The 21,814-nt window shown below is 70.7% G+C and carries 24 protein-coding genes; 13 read left to right on the top strand and 11 right to left on the bottom strand.

All coding sequences use genetic code 11. The features are described from left to right. Window positions 1-41: 41 nt before the first annotated feature. Both ACIGXX_RS23175 and ACIGXX_RS23170 read right to left on the bottom strand, forming a co-directional pair. Window positions 42-434, bottom strand: coding sequence for a helix-turn-helix transcriptional regulator (locus ACIGXX_RS23175; RefSeq protein ID WP_351167973.1), 393 nt, complete (start codon window positions 432-434; stop codon window positions 42-44). Between the two features lie 99 nt (window positions 435-533). After that, window positions 534-1,121 carry a dihydrofolate reductase family protein gene (locus ACIGXX_RS23170; protein WP_361471060.1) on the bottom strand — a complete coding sequence of 196 codons (588 nt, stop codon included), beginning with the start codon at window positions 1,119-1,121 and terminating at the stop codon, window positions 534-536. A gap of 219 nt (window positions 1,122-1,340) precedes the next feature. Here ACIGXX_RS23170 and ACIGXX_RS23165 point away from each other — a divergent pair, with 219 nt between their 5' ends. Further along, a complete protein-coding gene (locus ACIGXX_RS23165) occupies window positions 1,341-1,757 on the top strand; it encodes a molybdopterin-binding protein (RefSeq protein WP_399978266.1) in 417 nt (138 codons plus the stop codon). A gap of 87 nt (window positions 1,758-1,844) precedes the next feature. Here the strand turns inward: ACIGXX_RS23165 and ACIGXX_RS23160 are convergent, their stop codons facing one another. Further along, the gene (locus ACIGXX_RS23160) at window positions 1,845-2,606 is read right to left on the bottom strand and encodes an NAD(P)-binding domain-containing protein (RefSeq protein ID WP_399978263.1); all 762 of its coding nucleotides are present in this window, start codon (window positions 2,604-2,606) and stop codon (window positions 1,845-1,847) included. 427 nt (window positions 2,607-3,033) lie between these two features. Continuing rightward, window positions 3,034-3,246 (bottom strand): hypothetical protein, encoded by a 213-nt coding sequence (locus tag ACIGXX_RS23155; protein WP_351167965.1) that lies wholly within the window; start codon window positions 3,244-3,246, stop codon window positions 3,034-3,036. Between the two features lie 232 nt (window positions 3,247-3,478). Here ACIGXX_RS23155 and ACIGXX_RS23150 point away from each other — a divergent pair, with 232 nt between their 5' ends. Further along, window positions 3,479-4,681, top strand: coding sequence for a hypothetical protein (locus tag ACIGXX_RS23150; protein ID WP_399978259.1), 1,203 nt, complete (start codon window positions 3,479-3,481; stop codon window positions 4,679-4,681). A 38-nt stretch (window positions 4,682-4,719) separates the two neighbouring features. Here ACIGXX_RS23150 and ACIGXX_RS23145 read toward each other — a convergent pair whose 3' ends face one another. Further along, entirely contained in the window at window positions 4,720-5,331 is a 612-nt protein-coding gene (locus ACIGXX_RS23145; RefSeq protein WP_399978256.1) for a dihydrofolate reductase family protein, read from the bottom strand. A 442-nt stretch (window positions 5,332-5,773) separates the two neighbouring features. On the opposite strand from ACIGXX_RS23145, the gene ACIGXX_RS23140 reads away from it, so the two are divergent. Next, window positions 5,774-6,925, top strand: coding sequence for a hypothetical protein (locus tag ACIGXX_RS23140; RefSeq protein WP_399978253.1), 1,152 nt, complete (start codon window positions 5,774-5,776; stop codon window positions 6,923-6,925). A gap of 144 nt (window positions 6,926-7,069) precedes the next feature. Beyond that, window positions 7,070-7,498, top strand: coding sequence for a hypothetical protein (locus ACIGXX_RS23135; protein WP_399978249.1), 429 nt, complete (start codon window positions 7,070-7,072; stop codon window positions 7,496-7,498). A gap of 280 nt (window positions 7,499-7,778) precedes the next feature. Here the strand turns inward: ACIGXX_RS23135 and ACIGXX_RS23130 are convergent, their stop codons facing one another. Then, window positions 7,779-8,408 (bottom strand): TetR family transcriptional regulator, encoded by a 630-nt coding sequence (locus tag ACIGXX_RS23130; protein ID WP_351167955.1) that lies wholly within the window; start codon window positions 8,406-8,408, stop codon window positions 7,779-7,781. A gap of 119 nt (window positions 8,409-8,527) precedes the next feature. Between ACIGXX_RS23130 and ACIGXX_RS23125 the strand changes: the two genes are divergently transcribed. Both ACIGXX_RS23125 and ACIGXX_RS23120 read left to right on the top strand, forming a co-directional pair. Then, window positions 8,528-9,520 carry an aldo/keto reductase gene (locus ACIGXX_RS23125; RefSeq protein WP_383826852.1) on the top strand — a complete coding sequence of 331 codons (993 nt, stop codon included), beginning with the start codon at window positions 8,528-8,530 and terminating at the stop codon, window positions 9,518-9,520. A 163-nt stretch (window positions 9,521-9,683) separates the two neighbouring features. Then, the gene (locus ACIGXX_RS23120; RefSeq protein ID WP_399978245.1) at window positions 9,684-10,001 is read left to right on the top strand and encodes a helix-turn-helix domain-containing protein; all 318 of its coding nucleotides are present in this window, start codon (window positions 9,684-9,686) and stop codon (window positions 9,999-10,001) included. 57 nt (window positions 10,002-10,058) lie between these two features. On the opposite strand, the gene ACIGXX_RS23115 is transcribed toward ACIGXX_RS23120, so the two are convergent. After that, on the bottom strand, window positions 10,059-11,066 hold the full coding sequence (locus ACIGXX_RS23115; protein ID WP_351167949.1) for a WYL domain-containing protein: 1,008 nt from the start codon (window positions 11,064-11,066) through the stop codon (window positions 10,059-10,061). Between the two features lie 98 nt (window positions 11,067-11,164). On the opposite strand from ACIGXX_RS23115, the gene ACIGXX_RS23110 reads away from it, so the two are divergent. From ACIGXX_RS23110 to ACIGXX_RS23090, 5 genes are all read left to right on the top strand, one after another. After that, window positions 11,165-11,764, top strand: coding sequence for a DinB family protein (locus ACIGXX_RS23110; protein ID WP_399978241.1), 600 nt, complete (start codon window positions 11,165-11,167; stop codon window positions 11,762-11,764). A gap of 300 nt (window positions 11,765-12,064) precedes the next feature. Continuing rightward, entirely contained in the window at window positions 12,065-13,150 is a 1,086-nt protein-coding gene (locus ACIGXX_RS23105; RefSeq protein ID WP_399978238.1) for a winged helix DNA-binding domain-containing protein, read from the top strand. 61 nt (window positions 13,151-13,211) lie between these two features. After that, window positions 13,212-13,973, top strand: a complete 762-nt coding sequence (locus ACIGXX_RS23100; protein WP_399978235.1) for a helix-turn-helix transcriptional regulator — start codon at window positions 13,212-13,214, stop codon at window positions 13,971-13,973. Between the two features lie 32 nt (window positions 13,974-14,005). Then, entirely contained in the window at window positions 14,006-14,491 is a 486-nt protein-coding gene (locus tag ACIGXX_RS23095; RefSeq protein WP_366463273.1) for a DUF3291 domain-containing protein, read from the top strand. Between the two features lie 396 nt (window positions 14,492-14,887). Beyond that, window positions 14,888-15,640: an NAD(P)-dependent oxidoreductase gene (locus ACIGXX_RS23090; RefSeq protein WP_361471040.1), complete on the top strand. Its 753-nt coding sequence runs from the start codon at window positions 14,888-14,890 to the stop codon at window positions 15,638-15,640. A gap of 10 nt (window positions 15,641-15,650) precedes the next feature. Here the strand turns inward: ACIGXX_RS23090 and ACIGXX_RS23085 are convergent, their stop codons facing one another. Beyond that, window positions 15,651-16,115, bottom strand: coding sequence for an NUDIX domain-containing protein (locus ACIGXX_RS23085; RefSeq protein WP_399978230.1), 465 nt, complete (start codon window positions 16,113-16,115; stop codon window positions 15,651-15,653). 231 nt (window positions 16,116-16,346) lie between these two features. Between ACIGXX_RS23085 and ACIGXX_RS23080 the strand changes: the two genes are divergently transcribed. Next, window positions 16,347-16,754, top strand: coding sequence for a RidA family protein (locus tag ACIGXX_RS23080; protein ID WP_399978227.1), 408 nt, complete (start codon window positions 16,347-16,349; stop codon window positions 16,752-16,754). A gap of 123 nt (window positions 16,755-16,877) precedes the next feature. Then, window positions 16,878-17,480, top strand: a complete 603-nt coding sequence (locus ACIGXX_RS23075; RefSeq protein ID WP_399978225.1) for a hypothetical protein — start codon at window positions 16,878-16,880, stop codon at window positions 17,478-17,480. Window positions 17,481-17,508: 28 nt separating this feature from the next. On the opposite strand, the gene glgB is transcribed toward ACIGXX_RS23075, so the two are convergent. From glgB to ACIGXX_RS23060, 3 genes are all read right to left on the bottom strand, one after another. Continuing rightward, complete coding sequence (glgB, locus tag ACIGXX_RS23070; RefSeq protein ID WP_399978949.1) at window positions 17,509-19,884, bottom strand: 1,4-alpha-glucan branching enzyme; 2,376 nt, start codon at window positions 19,882-19,884, stop codon at window positions 17,509-17,511. After that, on the bottom strand, window positions 19,833-21,179 hold the full coding sequence (locus tag ACIGXX_RS23065; RefSeq protein ID WP_361471031.1) for a maltokinase: 1,347 nt from the start codon (window positions 21,177-21,179) through the stop codon (window positions 19,833-19,835). The genes glgB and ACIGXX_RS23065 overlap by 52 nt, the downstream gene beginning before the upstream one ends. 14 nt (window positions 21,180-21,193) lie before the next feature. Next, the coding region (locus ACIGXX_RS23060) for an alpha-glucosidase C-terminal domain-containing protein (RefSeq protein ID WP_399978221.1) at window positions 21,194-21,814 on the bottom strand (621 nt) is incomplete at its 5' end.

Genomic DNA, 21,814 nt, shown 5'->3' with positions numbered 1-21,814 from the left:
CATGGTCGACGGACGGACAGGGGGACGTCCCGTCCGCCGTGTCAGGCCCGGTCGATATGTACGTTCGTCGACTTCACCCGGGCGGTGGCCTCCATGCCGACCTCGAGGCCCAGCTCCTCCACGGCCTCCCGGGTCAGCAGCGAGACCAGGCGATGCGGCCCGGCCTGGATCTCCACCTGAGCCGCGACGTCGCCCAGCTTCACAGCGGTCACGATGCCCGGGAAGGCGTTCCGGACCGAGGTGTAGGAGGCGTCCTCCTCACCACCGTGCTGGGCGAGCTCGACCGAGAAGGCCGCCAGGTCCTTCCCGTCGACGAGGCGCCGTCCGCCCTCGTCGCGCTGGGTGGCCACGCGCCCGGCATCGGCCCACCGACGTGCGGTGTCCGGGCTGACGCCCAGCAGACGAGCCGCCTGCCCAATCGTGTAACGCTGCATGGCGCAAGGATAGGTGCAGCACACGAACCTGCCCCCGGCGCCTCGCTCCCACCTGACCGGGAAGCCCGTGCCCGACCAGGAGGCCCCTGCCCGACGGGCTCAGCGGCGGACCCGGTAGCGGATATGGGTGGCCTCCGGTGTGTCGATCACCTGGAGGACGTCCAACTCGATGTGCGAGGGCAGGACATCGAACAGGCGCCTGCCGCCGCCGAACAGCACCGGCACCTGATGGATCTGCACCTCGTCCAGGACCCCGGCCTCCAGCGCCCGCTGCGCCGTGTAGGCGCCATGCACCAGTACGTCCCGGCCGCCCGCCGCGGCCTTCGCCTGGGCCATCGCGCTCTCGATCCCGTCGTTCACGTACGTCACCAAGGGATAGGCGGCGACCAAGGGGCCGGGCGGCCGGTGACTGACCACGAAGATCGGCACACCCCGATCATGATGATCGCCTCCCCAGTGGTCGACCTGCTCCGCCGTCCGCCGTCCGACAAGGACCGCACCGGTCGAGCTCACCTCGGCCAGCAGTTTCCCGGCCACCCCGGCGGTCCGGAAGCCCTCACCGCCCGGGGCAAGGGCCCATGCGTGCAGCCGACCGAAGCCGTCGCCGCCGGGGTTGCCCGGTTCGTCGTTCGGCCCCGAGATGTACCCGTCGAGGGACATCGACATGTAGAGCACTGCGGCAGCCATGTGGACCTCCTGTGGTCTCCGTCCTGGCTGCTACCACTCTGCTGCAGACCGCCCGCGACGGCACCACTTTGCCCCGGGCGTCCAGGGCCATGCCTTCACCTTCGGATAGGCCGATCCGGTGGAGCGATGCCGGAACTCGATTCGGGGCATTAACGTGTGAACCGCCACAGACACGCACCCTGACAAACCATCAGCACATCTCCCGTGAGGCATTCCTTCATGAGCCTGAGCATCCGCAACCAGATCGCCGGAACCGTCACCTCCGTCACCCCGGGCGAGGTCATGGCGACCGTCAAGGTCCGTCTCGACGGCGGTCAGGACGTCACCGCCGCGATCACCCTGGAGGCCGTCAAGGAGCTCGGTCTCGCCGAGGGCTCCGCGGTCAGGGCCCTCGTGAAGTCCACCGAGGTCTCCCTGGCGACGGGCCCGGTCGCGGGCCTGTCCATTCGCAACCAGATCCCCGGCACCGTCACCGACGTCGCCACCGGCGCCGCCATGGCGTCCGTGAAGGTATCCGTACAGGGCGGTGTCCTGACCGCCGCCATCACCAAGGACGCCGTCACCGACCTGAAGCTGGCCTCCGGCTCCTCCGTCGTAGCCCTGATCAAGTCGACCGAGATCTCCCTCGCCGTCTGATCCCCACGCACCACGCGTGATCCCTATGCACCATGCGTCAGAGGGCGGCTTCGCGTGCGAGCCGCGAGCCGCCCCCACCCAGGGCTGCTACAGATCGGCGAGAAGGCCGTCGAGGGCCTTGCCCAGGGCTTGAGAGTTGGCCGGGTCGAACCACGTGGTGCGCATACGTTCGTTGTTGCCGCGCGGGGTCTCGTGGTCGGCGGCGAGTTGGTGCAAGGAGCGGGTCTCGTCGCTCAGGGCGCGGCCCACGCCCTGGAACAGACCGCGGACGTAGCGGTCGGCGTCGTCGGAGTCGATGCCTTGGCCGACAGCCCACGAGGTGAGCGCGGCGAGATACGCGTAGTGGGTGGTCAGCGTTCCTGTCAGCGCGGAAAAGACATTGAAGGCCGCCTCGTCCGCCACCGGCTGCACACCACCCAGCGGTTCGAAGAGCGCGTCCGTCACCGGGTGGGAGGGAAACGTCACCGTGACGGACCGGCGCTCGCGTACGGAGGGCAGCGGGATGGCCCGCACCAACGCGGCGTCGGTGACCAGTATGCGGCGCAGGTCGTCGTTGGCGACGCCGGATATCACGTTGACCACGGTCTTGCCGTCGTCCACCCGCAGGCCGGCCAGTGCTTCATGCCGGTCCTGTCCGCGGACGGCGATGACCACCACTTCGGAGCGGTCGATCACGTCCTGGTTGTCGGCGCAGACCTCTACGCCCTCGTAGCGCGAGGACAACTCCGCGGCCGTACGGGCTCCCCGGGGGGAGAGGAATACCTCCGGCGATGGGTCGACCCCGTCGCACAGCCCCATCACCATGGCCCGGCCGATCTCGCCCACTCCGATGATGCCGATGCGTTTCACTGAGTCGTCCTCCAGAGTGCGTCGGGGCCGCGACCCGGTTTGGTCCGGGACCCGTGGTGTCGATGTCGAGTCTGTCTCAGCCGAGTCCATGCGGAGGGCACTTCGGTGTCTGGGGTACGGCCGCCACGGTCGGGCCGGTGGGCCGGAACGTCTGACGCCGGCTCGTACGGTCGATCAGTCCGGCCGCAGGTGACTACGCCGCTACAGTCCCGTCATGGGGTGGGCAAGGCGGGGCAGGAGAGTCAACAGGCCGCGGCCGTGCGGCTGGTGCGGGGAGCCGGTCGAGCAGGCGAGGCGGTGGCGCAGGCGCCGCTACTGCTCCCGGAGCCATCGCCGTAAGGGCAGTGTGTTGTCCTGGGCGTGGAACCTTTTCGACTCGCTGACAGGCTGACGCCCAGCGGGGGAGCGTAGGTGAACGGCGGCGCGGTCAAGCCGCTTCGTAGTGGTGTGCCCGCCCGCCCCGCCACTTCACCCACGCCGGGTCGTCGAGCAGCGTCTCCGCGTCCGGCAGGCCGGCCCGGCGCAGGAACTCGACCACGTCCGCGTCCGAGTGCGCGAGTCCGAGGATCTGCCCGCGCGCCGTCACCCTGCGCCCGCCCGTGGGCGAGAGCGGGTGCACGATTATGGGCGCGGTCTGCATGTATCCAGGGTGCTCCCTGCCGCGTACTCCAGCACTTCGGGCGCGGTGGCCAGCCCTTCTGGCGCCGAGATGCGCCGCGGTGAGAGACCAGACCCCCGTGGGCGGCCGCGGTGCGGTGGTGCCCCTCACCATCGGGGCACGCGCTGCAAGCGACCGGATAGGCTGCCCGCTCGCCGAGGTGCCACGAGGGGGAGCGATCATTCGCAGGGCTGCGGAAATCAGGCACGGGGCAGTGACGGCCGCCGTCGCCGTACTGGTCACGGTGTTCACGGCTGCGGGGTGCGGCACGGACTCCGAGCCGACCGGCTCCGGGGCCACGGGCTCTACCGGCGCGGACGGCAAGGACGGCCGGGCCAAGGGCTCTCTCACTTGGGAGTTCGAGCACATCGCGGACTTCAGCGGAGAGCTCACCGATGTCGCCGTCCTGGCCGAGGACGACATCTGGGCGGTCGGGACCGAGAACAACGGCGCGTCCGACGCCCGCCTGCTGCACTACGACGGTACGCGGTGGAAGCGCGAGCCCCTTCCCGAAGCTCTCGGCGCCGGCGTCTACCCGCCCTTGCTCGAAGAGGTCGGTGACAAAGCCCTGTGGCTGCGGCCGCAGAGCTCCGAGGACGCCACCGCCGCGAGCCGCTGGGCGCGGTGGGACGGCACCCGCTGGTCCGCGCTGTCGAGTCCTCCGCCGGGCAATGCCGGGGAGTTGCACGCCTCGGGCCCCGACGACGTCTGGGCCCTGGACGGCGAGCAGAGCGCCCAGCACTGGGACGGCACCCGCTGGACCACCACCCGGCTGCCCCACACGGCCTCCGACCTCGCCGTGGTGGGACCGGACGACGTCTGGGCGGTCGGCAGCCGCTCGACCGGCCCCGGCACCGAACTGGGGGACAGCGGCGAGGGATACAGCCAGCCCGCCTCGATGCACTGGGACGGCACGTCCTGGAAGGCGGTGGACACTCCGCAGGCCCGCTTCGAGGAGCCCGTCCCGCCGGAGCCCAGCGCAGGCCTCGGCCAGGTCTTCGCGCTGGACAGCGGTGAAGTGCGCGCGTACGGCAGCAACTCCTTCAACCACGGCGAGGTCGAGAACGAACCCGCGGACGAGTTCATCCGGCTCCGCTGGGACGGCTCGAAATGGGTGGAGCAGGAGGACGTGCCCGGCGGATGCGCCCTGCGGACCCCGATGGGCCAGGACGAGAGGGGCCTGTTCCTCGACGGGAACTGGTACGTGACCGACGACGGCCGGTGCGTGAAGATCAAGCGGCACCGACTGCCCCTGTCGACCGGTGCCCGCAAGGGCTCCGACCAGTCGCTGTGGCTGAAGGAGATCCACCGGGTGCCGGGCACCGACCAGTGGCTGGGCGCCGGACACGTCCAGGTCAACCAGTCCGGCGACCCCTTCGGCGCCCCCGTCGTCGTACGCCTCAAGCGCGGCGGCTGATTCCCCGGCCGGTCTTCGGCCGGGGGCAGCAGCCGTGCCTACGCGTCGGCCCCGTACGTCCCGTACTCCGGACGCCCCGTCGACTCGTAGACGTGAATCGCCAGCCCGCCCGGTGTCGTCTCGTTGCTCAGGAGCCGCAGCCCGGCTGGCGCACCGCCGTCGGGGAACAGGCGGCGGCCGCTGCCCACGATCACGGGGGCGATCGCGAGGCGCAGTTCGTCGACCAGCCCGGCGGCCAGCAGGGACTGGCCGAGCCGGCCGCTGCCGTGGATCTGCAGCTCGCGGCCGGTCCGGCGCTTCAGCTCGGCGACCTGGTCGGGGATGTCACCGGACAGGATCGTGGTCGGGTCCCACTCGGCCGTGGTCAGACTGTGGGAGGCCACGTACTTCGGCAGGCCGTTCAAGACGGCGGCGGCCGGGTGCTCGGTCATCTTCGGCCAGTCGCGCGCGAAGTTCAGGTACGTACGGCGGCCGAACAGGAACGCGTCCGCCCGGCCGAGCCAGGTGCCGGCCAGGCGTTCGAACTCCTCGTCCAGGTGCGGCACGAACCAGCCGCCCCGGGTGAATCCGTCGCTGGTGTCCTCGTCCGGCGCCCCCGGGCCTTGGTAGACGCCGTCCAGCGACAGGAACTCCTGTAGTACCAACCTCATCGCGCACCACTCTCCTGGCCAGGGGACGTGTTCGTCCCACCCTCTCTTCAGACAGCGTGTCGCACGAGGACTCATCGGTCCGCGCGCTGCCGATTTCGTGTTTCCCGCGTCCCAGGCGTGCCCGGCCGGCGCCATGGCAGGGCCGACGATGCGCTCCCAGCCCCCGCACCGCCCACACCGTTGCCCATCCCCACCGAGCTCGTTGGGCCCTGTGATCGCTTGGTGCTGCCCGGCACCGTCGACCAGCGTGGGGCCGGTCCCACCGGCCGGACCAGGCAGCGATGCGGCCGTCCCTGTTTGACCGGTGATGGCTGGATCGGAGCGGCTTGATGCCTCTAGGTAGGGTCCGTCCGGCGTGGTGAAGCCGAAGGCGGGGTACCGCTTCCCTCGCCAGGTCCACGGGCCATACTGGTCGGGCCCCGACCACTCACAGAACGAATTCATGGCGAAGAAAAGCAGCTCCTCGACCACCGTCCCCGACACCGCGTGGCTGGGGCGCGGGCGCCACCTCGGGCCCGAGCCCGAGCAGGACGTCCGGCGCAACCTGATCGCCCTCAAGGCGGCCGGGGTGCTCGACGACTTCCTGGACCTCGACCCCGTCGAGGCGGCCCGCTCCACCGTCCTGCACCCGCGGGACGAGTCCGCCGACCCCGGCCCGTCGGCCCGCCGCCTCTTCGAGGCCCGCTGGCGCGTGGCCGACGACGTCACGGTGCGCGCACAGCTGACCCTGTACGACACCGAGGCCCGCCGGAAGGAAGGCGAGGGCGTCACCTGGGTGCTCGCCGCCGAGGCGGAGCAGGCGTGGGACGCCCGCTGGCCCTCGCCCGCCCTCATGTTCTGGCCCGACAGCGACCGCGTCGCCTGGGACCACGACACGGTGCCGGGCGTGCGTCTGCGGACGACGAACTACCTGCCCAAGGACGATGACGAACTGCGCCACCTGCTGCGGGACTGCACCCGCCAGAGCTGGTACATCCACATCGTGGTGCACGAGGCGATGACGCCGGAGGCGATCGGGCAGCGGCCGCTCTCCGCGTTCCTGCCGCCCAGTCTGCGCCACCGGGTGATCGAACACCGGGGTACGCCGGAGCAGGCACAGATCGCCGACTTCGCGATGAAGCGGGAGCTGAGCGTGCGGATGCCGCGTGGCGGCGCCGTCGTCCTGCCCATGGTGCCGCAGAGCGCCGATTACGACGCGGACCGTTTCACGGTGCGCAGCGTCTTCCTGGACGGCTCGGAGCCGACCGAACTCCTCGACAGGATCAAGGAGTTCGCCACGCTGCCGCAACCGATGCCGGCCGAGGCCGAGCGGGCCCTGACCCAGCTGCGCCAGGGCTGGCATCTGCTCACGCCGGACGAGGAGCTGGCCCACGCCCAGGGCATGGTCACCAAGTACGCCGAGGCGCTCGAGGCCATGACCAACTCCCGGGACCTGTACCAGCAGGCGGCCGAGGCGGCGCAGGTCGCGCTGGCCGAAGTGACCGGCGGTGACGGTGTGCCCCGGTCGGCCGCGCCGGGGCACGTCAAGGCGGACGGTTCGCCGCTGAGCGCCCTCACGAAGGCGTTCGGCCGCTTCCGGGACCCCAACAAGTAAAGCGGCGCGGACGACGGACCCCGCCGCCCCTGCCCAGCGTCCCCCGTGGTGCTGGGCAGGGGCGCTCCACAACCATGGCGTGCTCTCGCGTGTCTTGTTGTCGAGCGCCGGCGGAGCCGGCCACGGGGGAACGGGGCGCGGTCCATGGGCAAGTACAGGGTCAACCCGCGCGTCAGGCGGTTCTTCTGGCTCCCGCGTGATGCCGGACGCACCCAACCCACGCCCTACGGACGGCTGGTGGGGATCTGGCTGGCGGTGCTCGCCGTCGGCGCCGGGGTCACCGCGACCGGGTGGGACGATGAGTCCGGCGGCTCCCATCTCATGGCCCTGGTGGTCGTCGTGAACGCCGTCGACGACATCGCCGAAGAGGTGCGACACCGCTGGCCCGCCGCCCTGGCCTCCGTGGTCGTCCTGTTCGGCGCGAGCCGGCTCACCGGCGCCGTCCTGCCCGGCTCCCTCGACGCGGCGTGGGCGCAGACCCTGGCCGCCGCCGTCGGCGTCACCCTCGGGCTCGCGGTCGCCGCCGCGATCTCGCGGCTGCCGTACCCCAAGCGCCTGACGGAAGCCCGCTGAGGGCCGGTGGCGGCCGCTAAGTGGTCGGCTCTGGAAGTCCTTCGGGGGTTGACCTCGGGACGGGCGTGTCTGTCGAGTATCGCCGAGCTCCTGGCTGGCACAGCCGTTGACGAGGGCTGCTACCGCCATCCGTATGGCCACCGCCATCACCGACCGTCTGGCTGGCCGCGGGCTCGACGTCATCACTCCCGCGGCGGCGGACCGCGCGTTCGTCCACCAGGTCATCTTCGACGGACACACCCGGAGGTGTGCGTCAAACCCGACGGTTTGGGCGTTGGCCTCAGTCCGGGCGAGGGAACATGCGCTCGACGGCGGTCACCAGTGCGGCGCGGCGGGCGGTGATGGAGGGGTCCACGGCCTGCTCTGCGGCAGCGGCGGCGATCTCGGGCTGCCCTGCCCAGGTCATGGCGATCTGGTTGATCAGGGCAAGGATGTCGACCGGGTCCCAGACCGGGTCGAGCAGCCCGGTGCGCTGAGCGTCGCGAAGTTTGTCCAGCTTGCCGGCGATCGTGGCCTGGAGGCGGCTGGTGGTGTTGCCTGCGGACTCGGCTAGTTCCAGGCGGCCCCACGTGATCAGGCGGTAGTGGTCAGGGCGCGCCGCGAAGTGGTCGAAAAGGATGCCGGCGTAACCGGGCAGGTCGGCCGGATCCAGCTGCGTCGCCTCGACGAGTGCGGTCGTCTCGCGTTCGGCGACGTGCGCGTAAAGGGCTTCCTTGCTGCGGAAGTAGGCGTAGACACGTTCCTTGCTCGTCCTGGCCTGCTTGGCGATGCGGTCCACGCGGGCGCCGGCGATCCCGTGCCGGGCGAACTCCTCCTTGGCTGCGGCGACGATCCGCTGGCGCGTGGAGTCGGCGGACTCGCCCGCGGTGGTGGCGTCCGAGGTCTGGCCGGGGCTGGTGGAGCGTGACATGAGTCCAGGATAGGCGGCCGAACCGTTCGGTTTTGCGCAGCGCTCCGGACAGGCGTAGGTTCAAACCGAACAGTTCGGTTTGGTAGGCCGACTGCCGACACGACACGAGGAGCGATCTCATGCAGCACCGCACCCTGGGACAGCGGGGACTGCGCGTCTCCGCGCTCGGACTGGGCGTGATGGGGATGTCCATGGCCTACGGCCCCTCGAACGACGAGGACGGCACCTCCACCATTCACCGCGCCCACGAACTCGGAGTCGACTTCTTCGACACTGCCGAGTTGTACGGCCAAGGCACCGGCAGCAACGAGACCCTGCTCGGCAACGCAGTCAAGAACTTTCGCGACGAGGTCGTCCTGGCCACCAAGTTCGGCTTCGACATGGCCAGCGAGACGCCGGGGAGCGGCGTCAACAGCCGCCCCGAGAACATCCGCAAGGTCGCCGAGAACAGCCTCCGCTACCTCCAGACCGACCGCATCGACCTCTTCTACCAGCACATCTCCGACCCCGACGTACCGGCCGAGGAGGTCGCCGGCACTGTCGGTGACTTGATCACCGAAGGCAAGGTGCAGTACTTCGGCCTGAGTAACGTAGGCCCCCAGTACATCCGCCGCGCCCACGCCGTCACCCAGGTCACAGCCCTTCAGTACGAGTACTCGATCTTCGAACGCGAGGTAGAGGACGAGATCCTGCCGATCCTGCGGGAGTTGGGGATCGGCCTGGTGCCGTACTCGCCGCTCGGCCGCGGCTTCCTCTCCGGTGTGGTCAAGACCGCCGCCGAGTATCCCGAGGACGACATGCGCCGCTGGGACGAGCGCTGGCAGGGCGAGAACTACGCCTACAACCTGAACGCCGCCGAGCAGCTCCGAAAGCTCGCCGCCACCAAGGGCACCACCCCCGCCCAGCTCGCCCTGGCCTGGCTGCTCGCCCAGGGCGAGGATGTCGTCCCGATCCCGGGCACCCGCAGCACCACACGTCTGGAGGAGAACGTCGGCGCCACCGACGTAGAACTCACCGAGGCCGACCTGGCCCGTATCCGGGAGGTCCTCCCCCAGGGCTCCGCAGGCAGCCGCTACCCGGCCTCGGTGATGTCCGGCTTCCGCACCGACTGACAGCCCGTACTCCAAGTTCGGCGGTCCCGGGCAAGAGGCGGCGAGCAGCGGCAGCGTGTCCTCCCGGGTGGAGGTATGACACAGATTGGCCTGCCTGTCTTGTCTGTTGCCCGGGCCCGTGCGATAGCCCCGACCCCCCGTCGAGCGAGAGCGGCTGAAGAGGATGGCCTACGGTCAAAAGACCGAGCACCGGCTGCGTATGCGGGCTCAAGTGGTCCTGCACGCGGCGCGTGGGCGCTCCGACGCGCGCATCGTCCGTGAGACCGGATTACACCTGGACACCGTGCGGACCTGGCGAAACCGATTCGCTGCGCTGGCACTCACTGGGCTAGCCGACCGCAAGCGCTCCGGCCGTCCGCCCCGCTTCACCGCCTTGCAGGTCGCCCAGGCCAGGCCCTGGCCCGTCGGCTTCCCTTCGAGGCCGACGCGCCACTGTCACATTGGTCGTGCCCGGAGCTGGCCCGCGAGGCCATGGCGCTAGACATCACCAGGTTCGTGTCGACCTCCACCGTGCGTCGCTGGCTCGCCCAGGACACCCTCAAGCCCTGGCGGCACCGCTCCTGGCGGCGTCGGCGTAGCGGCGGGCCAAGTGCGCGAAGGCGTCCTTGAGTTCACGGGGGCCGACGACCTCGATGTCGGCGTCGAACCTGCCGATGGCGGCGGCCAGACCGGGCCAGGACCACGAGCCCAGGACGAGGCGGCAGCGGTGGGGGCCGAGTGCCTCGACGAGCCCCTCGCGGGAGTAGCGGGACACGTCGGCCGCGGGCAGATCGAGGATCACCTCGCCGCGGCAGGGCCAGTCGCCCGTGCCGTCGAAGCCCTGGAACCGGCCGGCGACGAAGGCGGCCACCTCGCCCCCGGGCACCTCGCGCGGGGTGAAGCGCGGCCCCGTGGGGACACGCGGGGTGATCCGGTCCGCGCGGAAGGTGCGCCAGTCCTCGCGGTCGAGGTCCCACGCGACGAGATACCAGCGCCCGCCCCAGGTGACGAGGTGGTGGGGCTGCACCCGGCGCGGAGGGGGGTCGGCGTGGTCGTTGTCGCCGGTCTCCGGCGGGGACACCCGGGCGTAGTCGAAGCGCAGCACTTCGCGGGCGTGCACGGCGGCGCTGAGCGCCACGAGCACGTGACCGTCGACCTGCGGGTGGGGCCGGGCCGAAGGCCGCTCGACGGCGGTCACCTGAAGGGTGTCGATGCGGTGGCGCAGCCGGGCGGGCATCACCTGCCGCACGGTGGTCAGCGCACGCGCCGCGGCCTCCTCGATGCCCGCGCCGCTGCCGGTGGCGATCTGGAGCGCGACCGCCAGCGCGACGGCCTGCTCGTCGTCGAAGAGCAACGGGGGCAGTTCCGGGCCCGCATCCAGCCGGTAGCCCCCGTCGGGCCCCTTGATCGCGACGACGGGATATCCGAGCTCGCGCAGGCGGTCGACGTCACGGCGCACGGTGCGCGGGCTGATGTCAAGCCGCTCCGCCAGCAGCGCCCCCGGCCAGTCACGGCGCGCCTGGAGCAGGGAGAGCAGCGCGAGCAGGCGCCCTGAGGTCTTCGGCATGACTTCATGGTGCCGCAAGAAGCGGCCACAACCTGACCGCTTCTCTTGCGAGAGTCGGTGGTGCCCGACAACGAGAACGACCGAAAGGCTCCATCACCGTGACCACCACGCCCACGTCCAAGAACACCGCGACCACGCACGCCTCGCCTCTCGACGCCGAGCGCGCCGACCTGCTCACCGGGCTCGCGGCCGCGCGAACGGCCCTGACCAGCACCGTGCGCGGACTGAGCGACGAGCAGGCGGGCGGGCAGCCGACCGCCAGCGCCCTGTGCCTGGGCGGCCTCATCAAGCACGTGGCGTTCATCGAGGAAGGCTGGCTGCGCTTCGCCGTCGACGGCCCCTCGGCGCTGCGATACGACCTGCCCGACGGCGTCACCTGGGACGACCTCGCGGCCGGTACCGCCCGCGAATTCCCCCAGTGGGCGATCGACCACCAGAACGGCTTCCGGATGCTGCCCGGCGAAACGCTGGCCGGGATCGTCGCACGCTACGAGGAGGTCGCCGCCCGCAGTGAGGAGATCATCGCCTCCGTACCCGACCTCTCGGCGACGTACCCGCTGCCCGAGGCCCCCTGGCACGAGCCGGGAGCGGTACGCAGTGTGCGTGGGGTGCTGATGCACGTCATCGCCGAGACCGCCCAGCACGCAGGGCACGCGGACATCCTGCGCGAGACGCTCGACGGCCGGAAGGCGAGCTGAAGACGCATCGGGCGGCTGCTCGCATCGCCTGAGAACCACCACGACCCGCGACCGCCACCCGTCCGGCTCGGCACGAAACCGCAGGGAACGGCATCATCGTGAAATCGAAAGGAACGGCATCACCGTGAAGACATGCGAGCCAGGGCGGACAGGGGAGCAGGTCAGCGGCCCCGACCGCCTTGGCGCCATGAGGTTCGGACAGGCCGACGACACCGATCACGAGGTTCGCGGCCAGGTCTCGCACCGAGCACCGGACGTGCCGTACACACTGTCGGCCGTGCATCCTGCTGGAGGGCCCCGATGACCGTTCTCGACACCCGGGCGCTCAACCGCGCGACGCTCGCGCGGCAGCTGCTGCTCGCGCGTGCCGACGTACCGGTCCTCGATGCCGTCGCACACCTCGGGGGCCTGCAGGCGCAGGAACCGCAGGAGCCGTTCGTCGGCCTCTGGACGCGGCTGCGTGACTTCGACCCGGCGCAGCTCTCGGACCCCCTCGTCCAGCGGCGCGTGGTGCGCACCCACCTGATGCGCCGCACCGTCCACCTCGTCACCGCCGAGGACGCCCTGGCCTGGCGTGCCCGGCACGATGCCATGCTGCGCCAACGGGTCCTGGGGGTCTACCGCGGCGAGCTCGCCGGGGTCGACCTCGACGAACTCGCCGCAGCGGGGCGGGAGTTGATGGCCGACGGCCAACCGCGGTCGATGACCGAACTCGCGCGGGCGCTCGCCGAGCGCTGGCCGACGCCGGGGCCGCGGGCGCTGGGGGAGATGCTGATGGCCCTCGTCCCGGTGGTGCAGCTGCCGCCGCGCGGGCTGTGGCGGACGAAGGCGGGGGTGCGCAACGCTCCGCTGGCGTCCTGGCTGGGGCGCGAGGCGGCCCCCGCGTCCCCGGACGGCACCGATCCGGTGGGGCAGGCGCTGCTGCGGCGCTACCTGGCCGCGTTCGGCCCGGCGGCCTCGGCCGACCTGCGTGCCTGGTGCGGACTTGCCGGACTGCCGGCCGCCGTCGCCGCGCTGCGCGGGGAGCTGGTCACCTTCCGGGACGAGCGCGGCCGAGAGCTGCTCGACCTGCCCGACGCGCCGCGCCCGGACCCCGACACCCCCGCCCCCGTGCGGTTCTTGCCCGCGTTCGACAACGTGGTCCTCGGCTTCCAGGACCGCACCCGGATCATCGACGACGACCATCGCGGCCTGTCGGTCACCGGCGCGCGCTTCGTTTTGGTCGACGGCCGGGTCGCCGCGACCTGGACCGTGGAGGCAGGCACCGTGGCGGTCACCCCGTTGGGTCGCCTCTCCCGCGCCGACCGCAGCGCGGTCACCGAGGAGGGGGCAGCGCTGGCGGCGTTCCTCTCCGACAAGGACAGCCACCGCGTACAGATCTCCTAGGCATCGCACTGATGGGCGCCGGCCTTCTATCTCCAACCTGTGTTGTTCCTAGAATGGCCAGGTGGAAGACATCGATGCGATCGCCGTGTTGCAGGATCCGGTGCGGCGCCGCCTGTACGAGTACGTGGCGGCGCAAGGCCGGGAGGTCGGCCGCAACGAGGCCGCCGAGGCGGCCGGGGTGGCGCGCACGCTGGCCGCGCACCACCTGGACAGGCTGGCGGAGGCCGGACTGCTGGAGAGCGGCAGCCGCCGCCTGACGGGCCGTTCGGGGCCGGGGGCAGGCCGTCCCGCCAAGGTGTACACACGCTCGCGGGCCGAGCGGTCGGTGTCGCTGCCGGCCCGCGACTACCGCACGGCCGCCGAGCTGCTCGCCGAGGCGGCCGAGCAGGCCGGTCTCGACACGGGGCTCTTCGCGGCCGCGCGCCGCCGCGGTGAGGAACTGCGAGGCTCCGCGGCCCCTTGCGGCGGCCTCGAAGACGCCATGGAGATGCTGGCCGCCCGCGGCTACGAACCGCACCTGGAAGCCGCCGAAGCCGCCGAAGCCATCGAAGCCGCCGAAGCCGTCGAAGGCGCTGAAGTCGCCGCTGGGGGCCAGGACTTCGAGGGAACCCAGGAGGCGACCGAGACGGCCCCGCCCGTCGTCCGTATGCGCAACTGCCCCTTCCACGCCGTCGCAGAGCGCTTCCCGCCCCTTGTCTGCGGCATGAATCTCGCGCTGCTGGAAGGGCTGCTGGGCGCGGACGGTCCGGTCCGCGCTCGCATGGACGCCCGGCCGGGGGAGTGCTGCGTGGTGCTCGAGAATTCTAAAAACAATAATGATTGACATAGAAAAGCGGGCCGTGCTGGGATGAGGCCATGACCGCATCCGCGCCTGCCGCCCACCTCGCCGAACTCAACATCGCCACGCTCCGCCACCCACTCGACGACCCGCGCATAGCGCCGTTCGTCGAGCTGCTCGACCCGGTCAACGCCGCCGCCGACGGCGCGCCCGGCTTCGTCTGGCGGCTCGTGGAGGAGGGGGCGGCCGACGCCACCGCCCTGCGCCCGGCGGGCGAGGACGTCATCGTCAACCTGTCGGTGTGGGAGAGCCAGGAGGCCCTGTGGGACTTCGCCTACCGCAGCGGGCACCTGGAAGTGATGCGGCGGCGCCGCGAATGGTTCGAGCGGCACGTCCAGGCGCACATGGTGCTCTGGTGGGTCCCCGCCGGCCACCACCCGACGGTCGGCGAGGCCCTGGAGCGGCTGGCGGACCTGAACGCCCATGGACCGTCCCCGCGCGCGTTCACCTTCGCCTCGTCCTACACGGCAGCCGAGGCCGCCCCGCACCTTCAAGGCGTGTAGGACGGGAAGGCTCCGTCCCGTCACCATCTACCACCGTCAGCCGCGTGCGGTCCCATGACGCCAGGGTGACGTTGACGCTCTCCCCGCCAGGACTCCCGCGTCCGGCTACGAGGCAGCCACCATGGGGCGCGAGGAATGGGGCATCCACGAGGGCTTCGAGGACTACGTCGTCGTGTTCATCGCCGCCGGGCGACAGGCGAAGCCTCGGCCCGCGCCATAAGCCGTGTCCCGTACGGCAGTTCACCGGGGAACCGCTCGCCCGGGCCCCCACCTGCCCGACGGTGGGAGGATCACATCGCGACTGCAGGTTGAACGAGGGACCGTCGAGGTGTGAGGGGGAGAGCCGTGGCTCTCGGTACGGTGGCCATCACTGGCGCGGCAGGCACCATCGGATCCGTGGCGCGTGAAGCGCTGCGGCGCGAAGCCAGCCGATTGGTGCTGCTCGACCGCGTTCCGATCCATCCGGTGGCCGACAACGAACAAGCTCACACCGTCGACCTGCGGGACGCGGCGGCCGTGGAGTCGGCGCTCGCGGGAGCCGATCGTGTGCTCCACCTGGGCGGCGTGCCGGACGAGGCTCCCCTTCCCGACCTGCTGGAAGCCAATGTGCTCGGCACCCACCACGTCCTGGAGGCCGCGCGGCGCACCGGTATCGAGCGGGTGGTGCTGGCCAGCAGCAACCGCCTGACCGGCTGCTACCCCACCGGACACGTCACCGGCCCGCAGGATCCCCCGCGCCCCGATGGCCTGTACGGGGTGAGCAAGGTGGCGCTCGAGGCTCTGGGGCAGCTGTACGCGGACAAGTTCGGCCTGTCGGTGATCTGCCTGCGCATCGGCAGCTTCGAGCAGGCGCCCACCGAGCCGCGTCACCTGGCGACGTGGCTGAGCCCCCGCGACGCCGTCGGCTACATCCGGGCCGCGCTGACCGCCCCGCCCGCCACGCGCTTCGCCGCCGTCTATGCCGTCTCCGCCAACACCCGGCGTTTCTGGGAGCTCCCGGCCAAGACGGAGCTCGACTACACACCCCTCGACGACGCCGAATCACATGCGGCACACATCCCGGGCGCCGACCTTCCGGTGGACGCCTCGGCACCACAAGGAGGCGTCTACGCCACGCCGGAGTTCACGCTGAAGCACCTGCGACCCTGACGGGTGCCGCCTACGGGATGGCGCCCGTCACCGTGGTGAATCGCGGATCGACGTGACCCAGCCAGGCGTCCTGAGCGTCGGCCAGCGGTTGCCGCAGCGGCAGCGGCAGGAACCGGCACGCGAACGTAAGACCGGCGTCGTCTCCGTCGCCGTGCACGCGGTGGTGCCAGGCATCGGCGGTGTCTGCCGGCGCCCGCAGCACCAAGAACGTGGTGCGGCGCGGAGCTCCCGACTCGGGGTGCGGCTTGTCCTCCACCGCGATCTGCCGGACCACGGTGCCGGTGATCAGACCTGTCTCCTCGGCGACCTCGCGCAGGACGGCTTCTTCCAGTCCTTCGCCCGGTCTGACCCCGCCCGCGGGAATCTGGGTGCCGGCATCGGGCATCCCGACGTGGTCGAACACCAGAACCTCGGGGACGGCGCGGTACCGGAGCACATAGGCAGCCACACGGATACGGGGTTGGGCTCGGGTCATCCCGACATCGTCAGCCATCGGCCCATGCGGCGTCACCGCAAAGCGTCTGCTTCCGTGGGCGGGAACCTCTGAACTCCTAGGTCACCATTCGGTTACCCAGTCACCGAAAAGTGCGTTCTTCCACGTCAACGGCCGCTCTCCTAGGGTTTCCCAGTAACCGCCGGAGACCACGAGTGCCTTGCTCCGGTGGAGGCGAGCCTCCTGGGCTCTCAGGACAAGGAGACGGACAGCATGGCCATCACCCTGGTGAATCCCGACGGATTGCCGAAGATCGATGCCTACCGGCAGGTGTCCGTCGCGACCGGGTCGAAGCTGGTGTTCATCGCCGGGCAGGTCGCCTGGGACGCCGAGGGAGCGACCGTCGGCGCAGGCGACCTCGCCGCTCAGGTCGAGCAGTGCTACCTCAACGTCGCCACCGCCCTGGCGGGGGCCGGAGGTTCCTTCGACGACGTGGCGAAGCTGACGGTGTACGTCGTGGACTGGACCCCGGACAAGATGCCTCTGTTCGCAGAGGGCGTCGCGCGGGCAGCCGCGAAGGTGGGGGTCGCTCCGGTACCGCCGGGCACGCTGGTGGGCGTGGCGGCGCTGGACGTGCCCGAGCATCTGGTGGAGGTCGAAGCCACCGCGGTCATCGACTGAGCAAGGACGCGCCAGGGCTTGGCCAACGGTCTACTCTTCGTACCCCCTGTCTCGTACCGCGTTGCCGAGGCCGTCGAATCCGCCGAGCCGTCGCCCTGACGCGGCCAAGGAGAAGAGCTGTTGATGACATTCCGACACCACCTGGGCCAGATGGCGCTGCGCACCCTGGCGGAGTTTCCTGAGGCGTCGGTCCCCGAGATCTACGTCGTCACCTTCCATGTCGACAGCGTCGACCAGGACCCGAGATACCCGTACCTGGCGATCGGCTACAACACCGAGACCGAGGTGGCCCGGCTGCTCGCGGAGACGGGGGAGGCCGAGCCGTGGGAGGCCCGCTGGAACTACGCCTACTTCCCGCCGTCCGGCCTCGAAGGCATCCGCATCGTCGGCCACCACCCCGACCACGATCCGGTCGGCGCCGATCTGCACCGGCGAGAGGCGATCGCCCAAGGCCTTTGGTACGAGGACGAGGACGACCTCTCCGAGGAGGAGCAGGACGAGCGCGACGAACAGCTCGCCGAACAGTTCGACGAGCTCTGCGTGGGGCTGGCGCGCCAACTCCACGCGGACGGTCAGCTCGTCGGCGTTCTCGGGCGGCCCCTGCCGGTGATCCTCTACAACATGTTCGACCCCGACAAGATGTTCGCGCTGACCCGGGCCGCCAACCCGCCCGAACTGGTCACCGAGTTCCTGGGCGAGGACCCGGAGGCGCAGCAGCAGGCCTGACGAGCGTGGGGCGCCGTGCGCGGTCGCGTCACGGTGACGGGGAGCCGATCGGCCTCAGCCAGAGGGCTGCCAAGGGGGGAAGGGTCACGGTGAGGGATGAGGCGAAGCCGTGGCCGGGTTGGGGCTCCTGCCGCAGGGGGCCATCGTTCTCGACTCCGCTGCCGCCGTAGCGCAGCGCGTCGGTGTTGAGGACTTCTTCCCATGCTTCGCCCGCCTCAGGGGGTACACCGAGCCGGTAGCCGTGGCGGACCACCGGCGCGAAGTTGAAGACGGCCAGCAGAGGGGTGCCGTCGGAGGCGTGGCGGAGGAAGGCGAAGACATTGTCCTCGGCGGCGTCGGCGGCGATCCAGGTGAAGCCGGACGGGGAGGTGTCCTGCTCCCACAGGGCGGGCGTCGCGACGTAGTGCTGGTTCAGATCGGCCACGAGATGCTGGATGGCCCGGTGCTCCAGGTGGGCCGGGTGGTTCTCTTCGAGCACCCACCACTGCGGCCCCTCCTGCTCCGACCACTCGGCGCCCTGCGCGAACTCCTGGCCCATGAACAGGAGTTGCTTGCCCGGGTGTGCCCACATGTAGGCCAGATAGGCGCGGTGATCGGCCCGCTGCTGCCACCAGTCACCCGGCATCTTGTCGACCAACGCCCGTTTCCCGTGCACCACTTCGTCGTGGGACAGCGGCAGGACGTAGTTCTCGCTGTAGGCGTACACCATCGAGAACGTCATCTCGTCGTGGTGGTACTTGCGGTGCACGGGCTCGTGGGCGATGTAGGCCAGGGAGTCGTGGGACCAGCCCATGTTCCACTTGAACCCGAAACCGAGGCCGCCGAGCCCGGCCGCCGCGGGTTCGTCCGTGGGGCGGGTGACACCGTCCCACGCGGTGGACTCCTCCGCGATGGTGATCACGCCCGGACAGCGGCGGTAGACCGTCGCGTTCATCTCCTGGAGGAAGGCCACCGCGTCCAGGTTCTCCCGCCCCCCGTCGGCGTTGGGCGACCAGGCCCCCTCCTCGCGGGAGTAGTCGAGGTAGAGCATGGAGGCGACGGCGTCGACACGGAGCCCGTCGATGTGGAACTCCTGGCACCAGTACGTGGCGTTGGCGACGAGGAAGTTGCGGACCTCCTTGCGGCCGTAGTCGAAGACGAGGGTGCCCCAGTCGGGGTGTTCTGCCTGCCGCGGATCCTGCGGTTCGTACAGGGGCCGGCCGTCGAACGCGGCCAGCGCCCAGTCGTCGCGAGGGAAATGGCCGGGTACCCAGTCCAGGAGGACGCCGATGCCGGCCTGGTGCAGGGTGTCGATCAGGAACTTGAGGTCGTCGGGCGTGCCGAAGCGGGCCGTGGGTGCGTAGAAGCCGGTGACCTGGTAGCCCCAGGAACCGCCGAAGGGGTGCTCGGCGACAGGCATCAGCTCGACGTGCGTGAACCCCAACTCCCGTACGTAGGCGGTCAGATCGTTTGCCAGGTCGCGGTAGGTGGATCCCGGTTTCCATGAGCCGAGGTGAACCTCGTACACGGACAGGGGAGCCGCGTGGGCCGGGCGGTCGGCCCGGTGCTCCATCCATGAGGCATCGCCCCACACGTAGTGGCTGCGCGTGACGACGGAGGCCGTCGCGGGCGGGGTCTGCGTGTGGCGTGCCATCGGGTCAGCGCGTTGCGTACGGGACCCGTCGCCTCGCGTGATCTCGAACTTGTACATCGCCCCTTCGCCCAGGCCCGGCACGAAGAGCTCCCACACGCCCGATGACCCCAGCGACCGCATGGGCAGGGCGGTGCCGTCCCAGTGGCAGAAGTCCCCGCAGACGCGCACGCCGACCGCGTTCGGCGCCCACACGGCGAATCGGGTGCCCTGAACCCCTTGGTGCGCTCCTACATGGGCGCCGAGCGCCGTCCAGAGTTCCTCGTGGCGGCCTTCGGAGATGAGGTGCAGATCCAGTTCGCCCAGGGTGGGCAGGAACCGGTAGGGGTCGTCGACCTCCACGACGGCCTCGGGGTAGTGCACCCGCAGGGTGTAGGGCATGGGGGCCGGGGCCGGAATGCCGCCCGCGAACAGGCCGTCGCCTTCGTCGTGCAGCTCCCAGGCGAGGCCGTCCAGGACGACGGACACCGCCTGCGCGCCGGGGCGCAGGCAGCGCAGGCGTACTCCGTGGGGCATGGGATGCGCACCGAGGACGGCGTGCGGGTCGTGCAGCGCGCCGCGCAGCAGCCGGTCCCGATCGGCGGCGTGCAGTGGGGGCACCGCGCACGCACCGCGGACGGCTGCGGCCGCCGTGGTGGCTGCGGCGGATGGGGACACGTCGGTGACGGCCATGTGCGCTGCTCCTCGAACCGGACGGGCGGGGCGGACGGGTGGATGGGCGGTCAGTGGTGACGGGAGAGGCGTGCGACGGCCCGCAGCGGGACGGTGATCCAGTCGGGGCGGTGCGTCGCCTCGTAGAGGACTTCGTAGATCGCCCGGTCCGCCTCGTGCGCGTGCAGCAGCAGCGGAATGTCCTGCGGATCGAAGGGGCCTGTCGTGCTGTATCCGGCGCAGAAGGCGGTGCGGCAACGCTCGGCCCACTCCGGCCGCGCCGCCTTCTCGACATGGGCGGCGTAGTCGAAGGAGCGCAGCATGCCGGCGATGTCATGGACCGGGGAGCGATCGGCGCGCCGTTCCGCCAGGGGTTTGGCGGGCTCTCCCTCGAAGTCGACGACATGCCACTGGCCGTCGGCTTGCAGCACCTGCCCCAGATGGAGATCGCCGTGGATGCGCTGGAGGCGCAGGGCGCCGTCCGCCGTGGCGAGCCTGATGAAGACCTCCCGCAGGCCTGCCACGTGCGAGCGCAGGGCCGGCACGGTGGCCGCCGCGTCCAGCAACCGGTGTGTCATCGCGTCGGCCAGGTGTGTGTGGTGGTCCGCGGGCGGATCGCCCACCGGAAACGATTCGGCGAGCGCCACATGCAACTCGCCCGTCGCCCGGCCCAGTTCCCGCGCCTGATCGGAGAAGTCGCCTTGTACGAGCGCCGAATCCAGGGCCAGGGTCCAGCCGTCCGTCGCTCCGGAGAGGAAGCGCTGCACGACGCCCAACGTGCCCCAGAACGGCTGGGAGGTGTGGAACCAGGCCACGGGTGTCGGCACGCGGCTGTACCCGTGCCGGGCCAGCACCCCCGGAATCTCCAGGTCGGGGTTGATGCCGGGCTGCACGCGCCGGAACAGCTTCAGGATGATCTCGTCGCCGTACACGATGGACGTGTTCGACTGCTCGGCCTCCAGGACGCGCGGCATGAGCCCGGCGGGAACCGCCGAGCGGGGGAAGGACTCGAAGCGCAGCGTCCCCATGACGCCGCCCCGGCGTATCCGGTCGAGGAGCAGGATCGTCGCCCGCGAGTCGTGCACCGCGTCGTAGACAAAGAGGTCCCGGCCGTCCGAGCCCTCCATCCGGCCCAGGAGACAGCCCTGCAGGCGCGGCGGCAGATCGGTGACGGCACCCAGCAGCAGTTGATAGCAGGCGGTGTCCTGGGGGAGCCCGGCCTGTTCGACCCGTACCAGCAGGTGGAAGCAGTCGGGGGCCAGCTCGGTGGCGGCCGCCACCGAGACGCCGGTGACGGCCCGCTCCTGGTGGGCGAACCAGCGCTGCCGCGGCAGCCAGCGGCTGAGCAGGGCCGCCAGCGTCGGGCTTGCGATGGGGTGGGGCTTGATGTCGTACGACAGCAACAGAGGCGAAGACATGACGTCACGTCCGATCACGTTGAAGAACGCACGGTCCGAGGCGCTCTTGCGCAGAGCCGGAACCAGTAGGAGCCGTGTCCGGCGAGAGTGAGGAGATAGGGCAGCTCGCCGATGGCCGGGAAGCGCACCCCGCCGACGAGTTCGACGGGGTGCCTGCCGTTGAAGGCCTGGAGGTCGAGTTCGGTGGGCTGCGCGAACCGCGAGAAGTTGTGCACGCACAGCACCAGGTCGTCCTTGTACTCCCGCAGAAAGGCGAGAACGGCGGGATTGGAGGAGACGAGCTCGGTGTACGAGCCGAGTCCGAAGGCGGGGTTCTGTTTGCGGATCTCGATCATGCGGCGGGTCCAGTGCAGCAGCGAGGAGGGCGAGGACATGGAGGCCTCGACGTTGGTGACCTGGTAGCCGTAGACCGGGTCCATGATGGTGGGGAGGTAGAGGCGGCCGGGGTCGCAGGAGGAGAAGCCGGCGTTGCGGTCGGGGGTCCACTGCATGGGGGTGCGCACCGCGTCGCGGTCGCCGAGCCAGATGTTGTCGCCCATGCCGATCTCGTCGCCGTAGTAGAGGATCGGCGAGCCGGGCAGGGACAGCAGCAGGGCGGTGAAGAGTTCGATCTGGTTGCGGTCGTTGTCCAGGAG

This window comes from Streptomyces sp. NPDC055243, assembly GCF_044544025.1.
Classification (GTDB): Bacteria; Actinomycetota; Actinomycetes; order Streptomycetales; family Streptomycetaceae; genus Streptomyces.
This window is presented reverse-complemented; position numbering and strand designations above follow the sequence as displayed.